Below are 14,669 nucleotides of genomic sequence, written 5' to 3' on the forward strand. Positions count from 1 at the left end.
AAATTGCATAGGACCTCAGCTACTGCCCCCTGTAGTCTTAAGATTGATACACTCCCCTTTACAGTTAAGAATTACAAAGCTTTTAGTGGTATCTTCTTTATTTCTATAACAGGGAATATGCCTAATTAAGTTTTGAAATGATATCTTTGGTGTTATATGGCTTCACGATATAACCAATAATCCCGCGCCCTAAAGAATCTTCAATGTTACGAATTCTTTGGTCATTTGAGGTAATTAATGTCGGGATGTTCGGTACCTTTCTTAGCCTCATCATTTCCAGCAAATCAAAACCACTTTCCCCGTTCAATACAATATCCAATAAAAGATAGTCTGGTTTGTCAGAATGAATGATAGCAATCGCGGATTCAACATTTGCCGCCTCTAGAGGAATAAATTTATTCGTCTTTTCCATTCTGCGCATCGTAATTTGTCGTATTACTTCGTCATCTTCAACGATGAGTATCCTCTTTTTTCGTTTAAAAAACCACATGTCATGCCTCTTTGAGTTGAAAGTTAATTAGCTAAAGATGCGCAAAGGGCATGCCACTGAGAAACGGTCTAAAACATAGTTTGTTATATCCAAATCTATCACGTTGCGTCTCAAATTGAGATTTTTCGTCAAATTGCAATGACTTTTCTCGCAAAAACCTGAATTATTGTTAAATTGAAATGGGCATTAAACTTGCGATTGAAATATTTACACTATGAGCTAATCAAATTCGCATGTATATATCAGGAGCTTTCAGATGAAATTATTTAACACAATTTCGACACTGAAATCCAAGTTTGGAATAAAAGATGTTCGATCCTCTATGGTAGAGGCCGTTTTAGAATCTTCCCTTGATTGTATTATTATCGCAGATAAAACAGGTCATATTATTGAGTTTAATCCAGCTTCTGAGAAAACATTTGGCTTTAGCCGATCAGAAGTTATTGGCAAATCTCTCGCAGAAACAATTATTCCGCATGATTTACGCGCCGCCCATGATGAAGGTATGGCCACTTATCACAAAACAGGTTTCCAAAAAGTAATTGGACAACGAATTGAAGTACCAGCTCTTCATAAAACAGGCACAATATTTCCTGTTGAGTTGGCAATTGAAGTTGCGCAAGGTGCAAATGGAGATACCATTTTTGTTGCCTATATGCGTGATATCACCGATCGCAAAAACTATGAAGAAAGATTGGAAGAATCAAAACGTCGCGCAGAAGCTGCCAATGCAGCCAAATCTGAATTTTTGGCTATGATGAGCCATGAAATTCGCACACCTTTAAATGGAGTGATTGGTGTCCTAGGGTTATTGGATGACAGTGTTCTCAACAAAGAACAGGATAAATACGTTCAGATCGGTAGAAATTCTGCGGAAACCCTTTTAAATGTTATCAATGATGTATTGGATTTTTCCAAGATGGAAGCCGGGAAACTTACGCTTGAATCTGAAATTTTTGACCTTCATGCCCTGATTAATAGTGTTGCCGATATCATTCGCCCAAGAGGCCAAATCAAGGAATTAGATCTTATCATTGATATAGATGATGAAGTTCCTCGCTGGATTGAGGCGGACTCCGGTCGTATTCGCCAAATCCTGATTAATTTAGCTGGAAATGCGGTAAAGTTTACACAATCGGGATATGTAAAAATAGGTGTTAAACAAGCCCAAGAAAAACTGTGTTTCTTTGTCGAAGACACCGGCATCGGTATACCTCATGATAAACATGGCGAGTTATTTGTGGAATTTTCCATGCTAGATTCATCTTACTCCCGCAAATTCGAAGGAACAGGCCTCGGCCTAGCCATCTCTAAAAAACTCACAGAATTAATGTCCGGTGAAATCAACTTCGAAAGTGTAGAAAATGAAGGTAGTGTTTTTTACATTCACTTGCCTTTAACGGAAGCGAACGCACCACAAGAAGAAGTGCTGACATCCGAAAAGGATTTCGCGAACACCCAATTCCAAAAACAACGTATTTTGGTCGCAGAAGACAACCCTGCTAATGTTATTATTATCAAAGCTCTACTGGAAAAATTAAATTTGACGGTTGATATCGCCAATGACGGTACCGAAGCCGTAGAAGCCGTTAGACGTTTCCCTTACGACTTGGTTTTTATGGATATTGCAATGCCTGAAATGGATGGGATCGAAGCAACAGGTGCCATTCGAAAACTACCGACAGGCAAACAAATTCCAATAGTCGCAATGACCGCCCATGCCATGGAAGGTTACAAACAAAAAGTCCTTGATGCTGGCATGGATGATTACATGCGGAAACCTGTTAGACGTGCCCGTCTTTTGGAAGTATTACAGGACTATCTGGAAACTACATCTACCGCATCGTTTGAACCTGCAGGATCAGATACATCGGGACAAACACCACTGGTAAATGAGCAATTATCTATCTTTGACCAAACTATCCTCAAACAGTTGGAGGTTGATGTTGGACGTGATATTGTTCCAGAATTAGCAGATATTTATTTCAAGGATTCTCTAAAACGTATTGAAGCTATGAAACAAGCATATAAGACGCATGACTTCCAAACATTGGAACTTGAATCCCATACCTTAGCGAGCAGTTCTGCAGCTTATGGATTAAATGCTTTACACGATTGCCTCAGAAGCATTGAGACAGCTGTTACTTCTAAAGATGATGATACGGCCCTCAAACAAACAAAGGAAAGCTTCCATATATATGATCAATCTATGGAAGCTCTTAAAAACTATCTCGCACAATTTTAATTCAACATATTTTGTGGTTTCACAGACATATTGATCCCAAAAGATAAAAGATGACATCTTAAGTGATACAGCGCGTTGATACACTCATCTCGTGATGATGCAGATATACGCGCCACTAAAGCATTACGAGTAAAGGAAGGTCTAACGCGCCACCAGGCATGGTCCATTTGAACACTCAAACCACCGATATCAGAACAGTTCATATCTTCTGATTTGAGCTTCTCATAAAGGCCTTTCACAATTGCTTCTTCCCGACCTTCGGGGCAGTTAATATAGATACGACAAGTACGCTCTGTTGTTGCAATATTGCCAACTGATTGCCCCATTGGAAGTGTTGGGATTTCATATGTAAGTCTCGACATTTTCTTCTCCATATCATCAAGAATTTTCCAATCCCCCTATTGGGTCTTGCTCCTATGAACGGTCAGAAAATCAAATTGTGATAAACGCCGTCCTTTATGTTATGAATGGCAAATCCTATGCCGTTTATTTATCTCAACCTCCCAGATAAATCAGGTACGCCAATTGCAATTCTTTTCATAACAATTAATGAAAGGAAAAGCGTTATGAGTAGTTTTAAAGATATAAATTCAAACTCTGTTTTGATCGTAGATGACGAGATAAGCACACGTGCAATTCTTAAAGCGCGACTGGGACAAAAAGAAGGTTACGATATTTTGGAGGCTGCCAATGGCACAGAAGCTTTGGAAAAAATCTTTGAAAATCAACCAGATGTCGTCATATTGGATTGGAAGATGCCCGATCTAACCGGCATAGAAGTCCTAAAAGAATTACGCCAAAACGAAGAGACACATGATATCCCTGTGATAATGCTAACCTCTAAAAAACTGGTTTCCGATGTAGAGGAAGCCTTTGAATCGGGTGCATTAGCCTTCATCGCAAAACCCTTAGATTTACAACAAATCAGTCAAAAAGTTGGTTTCTACATCAATCAAAAACAGGAATCTTCTTAAGATGTTTCTCAATATGCGAAACATTCTGCAAAATCCACCTATTGAACAAATGAAACAAACTACCAAGATCAGCATAGAGAACCTCTTCTATGCTGATCTTTTTGTAATCTATGCATAAAAATAACCTGAATATAGATTATTCAGGCCATAAAGTTCTAGGGAAATACTTATCTGGTTTACGCGAGTTTAATTTTCACAAGGAAGCCTATTCCTATACCAAAACAATTTGATGCCATATCATAAAGACAGGCGGAACGATCCGGAATATAAAATTGTATCGCTTCAATGAAAATTCCCAGAAACACCAGGGGAAGAATTGACCAGATATGGTTTCGATATCCGAAATAGAAGGTGAAGAAGGCAAAAGCACCAATGTGAACCAGCTTATCCTCATAACCAGTTAAGAGCAGACTATCTATATCTGGCAAAGGAATCAGGAATAAAATCAATGCAATCAATGCCAAAACGAGATTGATCTGCAGAGTTTTTATCCTGAAACCAACGTGGTTAATTAAATGAGGCACTTTATCCATCACGACACATTCTTCTAATGATTCAAATTTTCTTTAAAAATTAATCGGTGCCATAAAGTGGGAAGCGTACATTAATTGACCAATCATCATCGGGATAGCGTTCCTGAATACGTTGTATCAATGCACGTGCTCTTTGTGAGGAATCATAAACAAGTTTAACTGGCTCATGGTTCTTACTTAGAATAAATGTTTTCTTTTGCGTTTTCATTGCTGTTCTCCTTTCAACTTTATAATTAAGAACAGCAAAGTTGATGCCACGTTTCCCCTTCACGTCTGGCAAATAAAAAGGGCGATTAAATCGCCCTGAAATAAGATTAAATATTTGTTATAAATCAAATATTTAATCTGATCTCCACGCATTCTTCTTGCGATAAATAGTCGCCGCACTAATGCCCAGATAATGGGATGCTTGTGGTACATTACCGTCGCATAATGCGATTGCATTCTCAATATGATCCCGCTCAACATCTGACATCTTGCGGATTGTTTCCCGGCTGGTCGGCAAACTGGTTGTCATTGGACTTTGTGCTGCATAAGGGCTCATTGCTTGCGGCATTTGTTGCGAGGCGAAAGAAGATTGCATTTCACGCTGATACACGTGAGCTGCAAGATTATCATCCATCAACGTGTCTAGCGGTGCCGGCAACATAGATGGCGTGACAATATCTCCAGAATTTAACACAACGATATTGCGTACAACATTCTGTAACTGTCTGATATTCCCAGGCCAACTATATTTGGCAAAAACCATCTCTACTTCTGTCGCAAAGCGTTCAAATTCTTTCTGTTCTTCGCGGGCATAGGTTTTAAGGAAATGATTTGCGATTTCAACAACATCATTTTCACGTTCTTGCAACTTGGGTAAATGCATAGGTAAAACATGCAATCGATAATATAAGTCCTCACGGAATTTACCTTCCGCAACTTCTGCAAGTGGATCTTTATTGGTTGCACAAACAATCCGTACGTCCACCTGTTCTAACTTATCGGATCCAACTTTGTTAAAGGTACCAGTTTGAAGAAAACGAAGAAGCTTTGGCTGAAGAGCCATATCCATTTCACAAACTTCATCCAGAAACAATGTGCCGCCATGAGCTGAACGAACGGAACCATCTCGTTCCTTTACCGCACCGGTGAAAGCTCCTTTAGTATGACCAAATAATTCACTTTCAATCAAATCTTTGGGGATCGCACCACAGTTTATGGCAATAAACGGTCCATTTGATCGATTGGATTTTCTATGAATAGCTTCGGCGCAAACCTCTTTACCTGTACCGCTTTCTCCTGTGATGAAAACAGTCGCCTTACTTTCTGCAGCACTATCAATCATGTGATAAACACGCTGCATCGCAAGGCTTGATCCAATAAAACCACAATATTCGTGACGATCAATTTCTTCCTGATAAGTACGAACAATCCTCTTCAAACTTTGATTTTCCACCATATTTTTCAAGGTGGTGAGCAATCGTTCCTTGTTATATGGCTTGATCATGAAATCGCAGGCACCAAGCTGCATGGCCTCAACGGCCGTATTCATAGAACCATTACCGGTGATAACTACAACTTCGCAAGGCAATTCATTATTTGCGATATGTCGGAGAATTTCAAAGCCATCCATATCAGGTAGTTTAAGATCAAGAATAACGGCATCAGGACATGCATGAGTAAGCAGTTCAATAGCTTTATCACCGCGATCCACACTTATGAAATCATAGGCTTCCTTTGAGAGATAGGCTTGGGTGATGGCCACTTCGCTTGGGTCATCCTCAATCATCAAGACCTTTTTGTTTGCCATAAAACCCGCTTCCCCTAAGCCAATTGATTTACAAGACTATGATATTCCTACATATCCTATTAGAGATATCTTGCCCTAGATATCTTGATTGAGCAATGTGGAATTGCGTAATACGTCTTGCAATCGTTTGACTAGCTTAGGAAAAAAATTTTCGATTCTACGAGTTTCACGTAATAATTCTGAAAGTAAGCTCGGCGTAAATCTGTCATTTAGAATAGCGCCATGAATATTTACATCCGCACTTTTTAACAAATCATAGGCATCGCGAATTTGAGTTTCCGTATTTACCCCGGTTAATACGCTTAACAATGTTCCGTCAGCGCATTGGCAAATGGTTTCGGGGGGTACATTCCCCTGGTTTTTGGAACTTAGCGGAGACGTATCCATAATTATAATGTCAAAATCCTCGCGCAAAGCATCTAAAAACTTTCGCAAACTTTCTAATTCTCTAAACTCCCATCGTTTGGAACTTTCTGTTGGCATAGAAAGAATAGATAAATGATCCAATTTCGTTGCTTTTATGGGTAAACTTTCAACTTGATTTGGATACCAATCTACGCGTTCAACATTATAAACCTTGTGAAAATGCGGAGCCGCAAAATTCAGATCAATGAGCAATGTTTTACAATTTGTTTGCGCACAACGTTCTGCCAGTGTTTGACATAAGGTGGAAGCCCCATTTTCTGAATCTACGCTGGCAACTGCAATCAATTTTAAATTTTGCTCTATCGTCTGTCGATAAAGTTGAGTGACTTCGGAATATCCAGTTGGGAATTGAAACATAATCATAGTCCTCCGATCAGAGAAATAAGCGCTAAAATAGAAACCGAATCCTGAATTGTTTTTGAGAAAACTGCCCAACCGCTTTGATCTTTATTCGGGATATAGACCATATCACCCGCTCGTAAAACAGGCAGCTTTCTAAAATCACCCGTCTTAGCGAAGTCGACTAAATCAAAGCTGCGCGCATGGGGCTCACCTTGCATACGTTTATTCACAACCACAATTCGATCAGGTAACGCATTCGGTGTTGGCCCCCCCGCTTCTGCCAATAAATCAAGGATCGTCATGGTATCATCAAAGTCATAGCGACCCGGACTTCCAATAGCCCCAATAATGCGTACAGTTTCTTCTTTCGGTTTGTTCAAAAATTGCGCCTGACGTTCCGGAATATAAATCACATCTTCCGGCGCCACTTTCGGCAGCAGAGTGTCATCCCCTGTTTGGAAATAAAGTTGTAAATTCAACTTTGTCACACGGGCAGCACGGGAATCACGGTGGGAAATTCGGATGTTACGAGTATCTGCAGCCTGTGTTGGTCCTTGAGCTGCGGAAAGGATATCAAGGAAATTTAAATCTTCATTAAAGGCGTAACGACCCGGTGCATTCACTTGCCCAAAGATATAGATTGAACGTTCGCTAGATTGTCTAATCCATTGGGATCTATTGTCATTAGGATCTTTTGGCAATTCCGGTATAACCACGGTATATCCTGCGCTTAACGTTGGCACACTTTCCAAAGCACCTCCTTCTTCAAGGAATTTCTTCAAGTTAAAGCTACTGCTTTTTCCATCATGTAATACATTGATATGGGCTGTATCTGCTTCACTACGCGGGCCACCTGCGTGAGCGATCAAATCCATCATGGTCATTTCATCAGACCACTCATATCGACCTGGACGATGAACTGCACCAATAATACGAATGGCGCGAGTGGTTGGCACTTTTAACCAGGATTTTTCATTCATATCCACCTTTTCCGGCACCAGAATAGCGTCACCGGGAATGATGTCCGGCAATTGAACCGATTTGGGTCCATCAACATAAGCCTGTAAATCAAAAGGCAAAACAGAACCATCCGCACGTAAAATACGAATTTGGCGAGTCTCGGCAAAACGTGTAGGACCACCCGCATTTGCCAAAATGTCATAAAAACTTGCCCCCTCTTTAGTCTCAAACGCACCCGGTTTAAAAACTTCCCCCATCACATACACTGTGCGTGCACCAACCTTGACCTGATCGCTTGCTTGCGGCACAAAAATCGTATCACCAGCCTGTAAATCAGGTAAAATAGACTTGTTACCGGTATCCAGATATTCACGCATATTAAATGGGAATGGTGTACCACTGGAAATCACACGAATTTGCTCAATCCCGGCATAACGTGTCACCCCGCCAGCCCGCATGATTAAATCAATTACATCGGGTTCACCTTTATAAGAAAATGTGCCGGGGCGATGGACTTCACCAAATACTTTCACAGCCTGACCGTCTTCGCCCGCATCACCAGCGGCAGTCAGAGTACGTGCATCGAAATCAACTTGCACATTCCCTGTTAGTGGCGACGCAGGAACAAAAATCGTATCCATCGCTTGCAAAGATGGTAAAATATCAGGATTACCGGTATCTAGATAAGCTTTATAGTCAAAGGTAATCATACCTTCCTGACGACGCACTTGTAATTTGTCTAGTTGCGCACCTTGCGCCAATCCACCGGCTGCATTGATTGCCATTTGTACCGTTGCATCACGTGGTAAATCCACAGGTCCTGGTGTTTTGACATATCCCAAAACCATTACAGAAAGACGTTGTTCGGCAACCAAAATTTCTAATCTGGATAAATCTTTATAAACAAGCTCTAATCTTGTAATGATCTTAGCGCGGGCTTCTTCTACTGTTAAACCAACTATGGAGATTGCACCGACTTCTGGTAGTACAACATTTCCGTCACGCTTCACCTGATAAGGGTCATCAAAACTTTCCTCGCCCGGCAAATCTACCTTGATGATATCGCCAATCTCAATAAGTTCTTCCAGTGTATCAGTTGTTTCATTTGCAAACACGCCCATATTCCAGAAGATTGCTATCGCAACCATCAACAGAATCTTCTTGATGCCAATCATGTGCAGCTCCTCTTTAGATTTTCGCGGATAGGGGCGTATTCATCAGGAAACTCAACGGCAATATCCAACTTCAATTGTTGAAGTTCGTTACTCAAATCAATTAAATCCTGACGAGCCTCTCTATCAAAATTTGCCGAATGGGCTCTGATCGCACGTGTCCATAGGCGGGACATTTCAACAAGCTTGGCCGGTCGATACTCTACGGCAATACCTGCTGTCATGGCCTGTATCTCTCGATCAAAACAGTCGATCATGCGACGGTTCTTTTCCCGTAGATAGTTTCCATATGTTGGCATGGTTGCGAAATCTTCTGCTTCACCACCGCGCCCTTCCGGCGGCCAGTACGCACAAGCATTCAGAGAGAAAAGGACGACCGTTATTACAAGTTTCTTCAACATGACGACCTCCTCAGTTCAAAAACTCTGTTTCGATTGTCTTTTCCATCCGCAACAAACGAATGATGGCTTCAGGTTGCCCCGTCACGCCAATAATCCGTAGATTACGATTTGCACTTTTCAATCGTTTAAACAGGAAAACCAGAGCTCCCACACCGGATGAATCCAGTTTGCTGACATGGGATAGATCAATTACGATATCTTCTTTTACTTGAAAGACTATCTCATCAAATAAATCACGGATATCATCCATCACATCCGCATTCAGCGGACCTTGAAGGGAAAGAGTATGAACTTCTGAGTTCTGTATGGCAGAATGATTTAACATTTTATCCTCCTGAAACTATTTCTACATCTATAGAAAGCAGGAGATATGCCAAAATTTTATTAAATAAAATCATACACTTAAATATATAATCTTATAAAAAAATTTTCTTTTCGCAATTTGAGATGCAAAAAGAAAATTAAAGTGTGAGGGCATTATATTTATTTAGAACTTAAGCTCGTGTTATTGGCCTTTTTTCAGAACAACCACACTCACGGTCATCCATAAGATTCTGAGATCTGTTTTAAACCAGCTCAGAACATCAAATAGGGATAAAGCATAAGCATGATCAAAGGCAACTTTGTCTCGTGCCTGATCCACTGTATCGGTGTACCCCTGAAGCACCTGTGCCATACCTGTCACACCTGGACGTACACCATAGGTCCGTTCTGTGAAATAAGGAATAGCATTTTCAAGTTGTGGATACATGCCCGGACGTTCTGGTCTAGGACCAATTAAAGACATATCACCCTTGATGATGTTAATCAGTTGCGGCAATTCATCCAACCGTGTTTTACGTAAGAATTTACCTATCTTTGTCACGCGTGTATCCGTGGCACTGGCCCAGACAGGACCTGATTTTTCTTCAGCATCTTCACGCATGGAACGGAATTTATACATCCAGAAGAAAGACACATATCGATCGGTTACCTGCCCAATTCTTTGTTGTTTAAAGATAATCGGACCCGGTGAATCCAGTTTGATTAGTAAAGCAAGGATTGGAAAAAGAGGACTTAAAAGCAATAGGGCTATGCCCGCACTGATAAGATCAAAGCCTCTTTTACATAATTGTACAGAACTCGGGATAAAGTTTGTTTTATTCATAGTAACCTCCTATTGATTTGGGCGTTTCCAGGCACCATTCTCTAATCCTGCTAGATATCTGAATGTGCCAACTAGGCCCGCCATATGACCGATAAGGATATATCGTAAAGCTGAGATGATTTTTTCGATTTTACCTGACCAGCTAACAGGTAAGAAAAGGAATACAAGCCCCATAAATTGTAAGAGAAAGAAATATTGGAAAAATGAGCTATCTAATGCTGCGATCGCTGTAAGAGCGAAGATAGTCAGCAGGCATAACGGCATCCAGGCACGTAAAAATTTACCGGAGAAGAAACAAAAAGACACACCGATCTTCTTACAAAACAACAAATTAAGACATCTAATAGCTTGTTGAACGTTACCTGCTGAAATACGTACACGGCGTTTCCAATTCATGGCATGATCAGAAGACTCTGTTTCAATACAACTGATCTTAAGATCGTAGACACCGCGATACCCTTGCGCGATAATTTTCATTGGTAAAATAAAATCATCATTAATAGTATTTGCCGGAAGACGCTCTGCCAGACTTTTACGGAAAGCATAAAATGCCCCATGCAATCCCATAGGTGATCCAAAATTTGCTTCACCTGTTTTTACAGCTGTCTGATATTTCCAATAAACTTGTTCAGATGAACCCTCATTACCCGAGAATTGATATGTTCCCCCTACAACGCCAACATCCAAATCAGAAAAATGGCCCGCAACGCGTTTAAGGGAGTCTAGTGACAGCAAACTAGAACAATCACTTAAGGCGACAATATCACTCTCAACACCAAATATCTCTTCATTCAGAACCGCGACTTTACCGCGATTTTCACGATGATCATTGATTGTTATATCTAGCTGTCTAACTTCAGGATGCAACAATGTATTACGCGCAATATTTGCAGTTTGGTCACTACATCCGTCCAAAGCAATTACGACTTTCAATCGGTTTGATGGATAATCGAGGCTTGCAGTATTGATGATCTTTTCTTCAATCGTTTTTTCCTCATTATAAGCGGGAATAATCAAAGTAATTTCCGGCCAATTCGACTGATCGCTTTTACTCATAAAACCTGTGATTTGGTTTTTTTTCATCAATAGCTTAAGCAAGACCGGGAAACCTGCATGGTGATAAATCACAAAGACACATAAGATAATAATAATCGTCTCTAACATAATTTTTCTCCTATCCCTTAAGCAGATTACTATATGCACCAATCATCAGGTGCATATCTGCATGTTTCATGACAAAATCGCGCGGGGTCACCATTTCTGTATCTTTTTGAAATTCTCTGCCTGCCAAGGTTTTAATAGCCTGGTTTATTGCATCTGTATCTTTTGCAGGAATCAATTGTCCTGTAGTCGCACAAAGCGCCTCTTTTGCCCCGCCAACATCAGTGATAATGGTGGGAATATCGCAGGCTTGCGCTTCAAGTGGAGAGAGAGGGAACCCTTCATTTAAAGATGGCAAGCAAAACATATCCAAGGATTTATAAAATAAGTCCATGCGTTCAATCCGCCCCAGGAATTGAACTCTGTCTCGCAATCCAAGTTGGATCACTATTTCGTTCAGCGCTTGTTTTTCACTTCCATCACCAGCGAGCACCAGTTTGATATAATCTGGCAAAGACGGCATGGCAGAAATCAAATAATGTAATCCCTTCACCTTCTCCATACGTGCAGCACAACCAATGAAAAAAGCTTGCTCATCCATTTTGAAAAATTGCCGCGTTTTAAGTTTTTCTGACTTTGTTGCGGGTGAAAATTTTCTTGTATCAATACCATTATAGATCACAACAGGTTCTGCTTCTTGAATGATGGCTTTCAAATTCTTAGAAACCGTATGGCAATCCGCGACCAATGTTGGTCTTAAATACCGGATTAATTTCTGCTCCAGCGTCGCCGCCCTTGGATCTTCCAAATGCCAAGCATCATGTTCTGTATGGACTAATTCTTTCAATCCGCAAAAGCGCGCAGCAACCCCACCATAGGTTAATGGGCCAATATGGTGGCTGTGGACTGCTTTTGCCTTTAAACGTTTAATCAACAAAACCAATTTTAAAACAGTCGAAATTTGTAGACCCGGTTTCTTATCTAAACAATGAAGTCTGCTTTCAACCTGTTTTAAACGCGGCCAGTTTTCCAAAACATCCTCTTTCTTACCTTCGAGACTCACAATATGAACATCAAAGTCTTTCATATGATGTTGTAAATCCAGCGCCATGGTTTCAATGCCACCAGGTTTCATATGCTGAACAATTTGCAAAACTACTCTGTTCATTTTTTACTCCTCCTTCGGCGGAATTCTGATAAAGACGGGAGCGTTGATCATTTGAGCCAATGCCTCTTTACGGCGGATAGTCGTGTCCAACATTTCAATGACAAAAGCGATCCCACATCCAAAGCAAATGCCACCAACCAAGCCGGCGATCACGAAGAAGATCAAAGGCAGGTTACTCGGCGCCAACGGTGTGAATGGCGGATCAATCAGTTTGATACGCTCACTTTCTTCAGACTTACCAAGCGCACCTGTCACACGGGCAAGCTGGTGTCGTTCGGCCAAATCGGAATAGATTTTTCGTCTCACTTCGATTTCGCGTTGTAACTCATTCAAGCGTCGTTCATGTTCGCCAAACCCGTTGACTTTGTCGGATAAAAGCTTCAACTCTGTTTCCAAGCCGCTAATTTCCTCTTCCAGACGTTCACATTGGCTCTGTGCATCTTGTAAACGTTCCAATTGGGATACCAATAAAGGCTGCACGCCATTTTGATTTTGGAAACCGTTGGATGTTGCCATATTCCAAAGACGATCCAGATTTTGACCTTCGAGTTTCGGGAATTGTTGAAGAACTTTGTTTCTTTCATTTTCCAGAGCTTCCAGACGACGTAATGCTGCCTGAATTTTTGTATGACGGTCCGTGTAACTTGCACGCAATGCAGTCAACTCAGCCATTGTTTCCACAATCGTTTCTTCAATTTTTCCAACAACTGGATTGGTGAGAGACAATCGCTCACGAATTTTTGCCTCTTCTCCTTTTGCACCTTCAAGTGCGATCTTACGATCTGCCAACAAAGCACGAATATGGCTTAAACGGGTGACATTCGCCGCATGCAGTTCGGGCAATTCACTGGCGTAAAGCGATTTATATTCAGCCAGCTCGGCTTCCGCCTCAAATAAATCGGTACGACGCGTATCCAATTCTGTTTTTAAAAACGTTTCTGATTGGGCAATAGAAGAACGTTGTGGGGCAATCACCCTCTCCACAAAACGCAAACTCACAAGCTTTAATGTTTCTGCCATATTATCAGGATTATTGGCCGTATAAGTGATCTTGATAAGATCTTCCCCAACCAATTTACTTTTCAACGCTTTGGAAAGTTTGGCTATTTCCCGTCGACGGGTTGTCTCATCCATCTCCTGATTGATCAAACCAAGCTTGAGCGCAACTTCGGTTAGAATATGTCGGCTATGCAATAAGGCGTTCAAGGCTTCCATTCGAGATTTCAAATTTGTTGCAATTGCTAAATCTTCCAGAAACGGGTTTTGCTTTGCAGCTTCCTGAATCAAGATGGTTGTATAGGTTTCATATTTTTTGGGAGAAAAAAATCCCGCAGCCAAACCTAGAAAAGGCATCACCAAAATCGGTACAGCGATCAAATAGCGGCGTCTCCAAGCTGCCCATAATATAACAGCAATATGATATATTAATTGTTTACGCATCTGACTCGCCCTCTCCCATCAATGGGGAAATAGTTGCGTGACCTTTTGGCGCATTTGGATCAAAGCGGATAGAAAGTGAAATCCCCTTGTCATTTAACTGTGCCCGGATTTCCTCACAGGTACGCAAAGCCATGGATGCCGCGCTAAAAGGATCCCCATATTCATAAGGACCGCAAAGAATTTCCATCGGCTGATTTTGAACAGTACGGAAAAATTCATAATTCGTTTCATCCAGAACATGGTCCTGATAGGAAATCTGTATTTCAACAATTTCTACAACTTCGCCATCTTGACCACGAGCCGATTGAAGAAGTTCCTGTATAGAAATACCATTCTGACCAGTCGGCGCGTAACGCTCATCCTTCATAGTCATGAAATACATTTCATTTTCCGGCAGTAATTCCATAGGACTAAGAGTCATGCAGCCACTTAAGCAAACCGCCAATCCAATAGTTGTTAATAAAACTCTCATAAT

General features: G+C 41.0%; 16 protein-coding genes. 2 read left to right on the forward strand and 14 right to left on the reverse strand.

The annotated features are described in order from the left end of the window. Positions 1-121 precede the first annotated feature (121 nt). Positions 122-490 (reverse strand): response regulator, encoded by a 369-nt coding sequence (locus tag ACOQOA_RS08185; RefSeq protein ID WP_420548157.1) that lies wholly within the window; start codon positions 488-490, stop codon positions 122-124. A 256-nt stretch (positions 491-746) separates the two neighbouring features. Here ACOQOA_RS08185 and ACOQOA_RS08190 point away from each other — a divergent pair, with 256 nt between their 5' ends. Further along, positions 747-2,735, forward strand: coding sequence for a response regulator (locus ACOQOA_RS08190; RefSeq protein WP_420548158.1), 1,989 nt, complete (start codon positions 747-749; stop codon positions 2,733-2,735). Here ACOQOA_RS08190 and ACOQOA_RS08195 read toward each other — a convergent pair. After that, positions 2,732-3,097: a hypothetical protein gene (locus tag ACOQOA_RS08195; protein ID WP_420548159.1), complete on the reverse strand. Its 366-nt coding sequence runs from the start codon at positions 3,095-3,097 to the stop codon at positions 2,732-2,734. The two genes, ACOQOA_RS08190 and ACOQOA_RS08195, sit on opposite strands and share 4 nt — an antisense overlap. A gap of 204 nt (positions 3,098-3,301) precedes the next feature. Here ACOQOA_RS08195 and ACOQOA_RS08200 point away from each other — a divergent pair, with 204 nt between their 5' ends. After that, positions 3,302-3,709, forward strand: a complete 408-nt coding sequence (locus ACOQOA_RS08200) for a response regulator (protein WP_420548160.1) — start codon at positions 3,302-3,304, stop codon at positions 3,707-3,709. Positions 3,710-3,885: 176 nt separating this feature from the next. Here the strand turns inward: ACOQOA_RS08200 and ACOQOA_RS08205 are convergent, their stop codons facing one another. The 12 genes from ACOQOA_RS08205 to ACOQOA_RS08260 form a co-directional block, all read right to left on the reverse strand. Then, positions 3,886-4,245, reverse strand: coding sequence for a hypothetical protein (locus tag ACOQOA_RS08205; protein ID WP_420548161.1), 360 nt, complete (start codon positions 4,243-4,245; stop codon positions 3,886-3,888). 37 nt (positions 4,246-4,282) lie between these two features. After that, complete coding sequence (locus ACOQOA_RS08210; RefSeq protein WP_420548162.1) at positions 4,283-4,450, reverse strand: hypothetical protein; 168 nt, start codon at positions 4,448-4,450, stop codon at positions 4,283-4,285. A gap of 132 nt (positions 4,451-4,582) precedes the next feature. Continuing rightward, the gene (locus ACOQOA_RS08215) at positions 4,583-6,037 is read right to left on the reverse strand and encodes a sigma-54-dependent transcriptional regulator (RefSeq protein ID WP_420548163.1); all 1,455 of its coding nucleotides are present in this window, start codon (positions 6,035-6,037) and stop codon (positions 4,583-4,585) included. A gap of 75 nt (positions 6,038-6,112) precedes the next feature. Next, complete coding sequence (locus ACOQOA_RS08220) at positions 6,113-6,820, reverse strand: tyrosine-protein kinase family protein (RefSeq protein ID WP_420548164.1); 708 nt, start codon at positions 6,818-6,820, stop codon at positions 6,113-6,115. A gap of 2 nt (positions 6,821-6,822) precedes the next feature. Further along, a complete protein-coding gene (locus tag ACOQOA_RS08225; RefSeq protein WP_420548165.1) occupies positions 6,823-8,940 on the reverse strand; it encodes an SLBB domain-containing protein in 2,118 nt (705 codons plus the stop codon). Beyond that, positions 8,937-9,338, reverse strand: coding sequence for a hypothetical protein (locus ACOQOA_RS08230; RefSeq protein ID WP_420548166.1), 402 nt, complete (start codon positions 9,336-9,338; stop codon positions 8,937-8,939). The genes ACOQOA_RS08225 and ACOQOA_RS08230 overlap by 4 nt, the downstream gene beginning before the upstream one ends. A 10-nt stretch (positions 9,339-9,348) precedes the next feature. Further along, positions 9,349-9,663: an STAS domain-containing protein gene (locus ACOQOA_RS08235; protein ID WP_420548167.1), complete on the reverse strand. Its 315-nt coding sequence runs from the start codon at positions 9,661-9,663 to the stop codon at positions 9,349-9,351. A 180-nt stretch (positions 9,664-9,843) separates the two neighbouring features. Beyond that, complete coding sequence (locus ACOQOA_RS08240; RefSeq protein WP_420548168.1) at positions 9,844-10,485, reverse strand: sugar transferase; 642 nt, start codon at positions 10,483-10,485, stop codon at positions 9,844-9,846. Positions 10,486-10,494: 9 nt separating this feature from the next. Beyond that, positions 10,495-11,649, reverse strand: coding sequence for a glycosyltransferase family 2 protein (locus ACOQOA_RS08245; protein ID WP_420548169.1), 1,155 nt, complete (start codon positions 11,647-11,649; stop codon positions 10,495-10,497). A 10-nt stretch (positions 11,650-11,659) separates the two neighbouring features. After that, positions 11,660-12,754 (reverse strand): glycosyltransferase, encoded by a 1,095-nt coding sequence (locus tag ACOQOA_RS08250; RefSeq protein WP_420548170.1) that lies wholly within the window; start codon positions 12,752-12,754, stop codon positions 11,660-11,662. Between the two features lie 3 nt (positions 12,755-12,757). Next, positions 12,758-14,194 (reverse strand): GumC family protein, encoded by a 1,437-nt coding sequence (locus ACOQOA_RS08255; RefSeq protein WP_420548171.1) that lies wholly within the window; start codon positions 14,192-14,194, stop codon positions 12,758-12,760. Continuing rightward, positions 14,187-14,666: a hypothetical protein gene (locus ACOQOA_RS08260; protein WP_420548172.1), complete on the reverse strand. Its 480-nt coding sequence runs from the start codon at positions 14,664-14,666 to the stop codon at positions 14,187-14,189. Before ACOQOA_RS08260 ends, ACOQOA_RS08255 begins: the two co-directional genes overlap by 8 nt. Positions 14,667-14,669: the final 3 nt, after the last annotated feature.

The sequence above is a fragment of the Curvivirga sp. genome, assembly GCF_965219885.1.
GTDB lineage: Bacteria > Pseudomonadota > Alphaproteobacteria > UBA8366 > Aestuariispiraceae > Curvivirga.

Coding starts and splice junctions, on each gene's coding strand:
- ACOQOA_RS08185 (WP_420548157.1), bottom strand. CDS start 490: ATGTGGTTTTTTAAACGAAAAAAGAGGATACTCATCGTTGAAGATGAC.
- ACOQOA_RS08190 (WP_420548158.1), top strand. CDS start 747: ATGAAATTATTTAACACAATTTCGACACTGAAATCCAAGTTTGGAATA.
- ACOQOA_RS08195 (WP_420548159.1), bottom strand. CDS start 3,097: ATGTCGAGACTTACATATGAAATCCCAACACTTCCAATGGGGCAATCA.
- ACOQOA_RS08200 (WP_420548160.1), top strand. CDS start 3,302: ATGAGTAGTTTTAAAGATATAAATTCAAACTCTGTTTTGATCGTAGAT.
- ACOQOA_RS08210 (WP_420548162.1), bottom strand. CDS start 4,450: ATGAAAACGCAAAAGAAAACATTTATTCTAAGTAAGAACCATGAGCCA.
- ACOQOA_RS08215 (WP_420548163.1), bottom strand. CDS start 6,037: ATGGCAAACAAAAAGGTCTTGATGATTGAGGATGACCCAAGCGAAGTG.
- ACOQOA_RS08220 (WP_420548164.1), bottom strand. CDS start 6,820: ATGTTTCAATTCCCAACTGGATATTCCGAAGTCACTCAACTTTATCGA.
- ACOQOA_RS08225 (WP_420548165.1), bottom strand. CDS start 8,940: ATGATTGGCATCAAGAAGATTCTGTTGATGGTTGCGATAGCAATCTTC.
- ACOQOA_RS08230 (WP_420548166.1), bottom strand. CDS start 9,338: ATGTTGAAGAAACTTGTAATAACGGTCGTCCTTTTCTCTCTGAATGCT.
- ACOQOA_RS08235 (WP_420548167.1), bottom strand. CDS start 9,663: ATGTTAAATCATTCTGCCATACAGAACTCAGAAGTTCATACTCTTTCC.
- ACOQOA_RS08240 (WP_420548168.1), bottom strand. CDS start 10,485: ATGAATAAAACAAACTTTATCCCGAGTTCTGTACAATTATGTAAAAGA.
- ACOQOA_RS08245 (WP_420548169.1), bottom strand. CDS start 11,649: ATGTTAGAGACGATTATTATTATCTTATGTGTCTTTGTGATTTATCAC.
- ACOQOA_RS08250 (WP_420548170.1), bottom strand. CDS start 12,754: ATGAACAGAGTAGTTTTGCAAATTGTTCAGCATATGAAACCTGGTGGC.
- ACOQOA_RS08255 (WP_420548171.1), bottom strand. CDS start 14,194: ATGCGTAAACAATTAATATATCATATTGCTGTTATATTATGGGCAGCT.
- ACOQOA_RS08260 (WP_420548172.1), bottom strand. CDS start 14,666: ATGAGAGTTTTATTAACAACTATTGGATTGGCGGTTTGCTTAAGTGGC.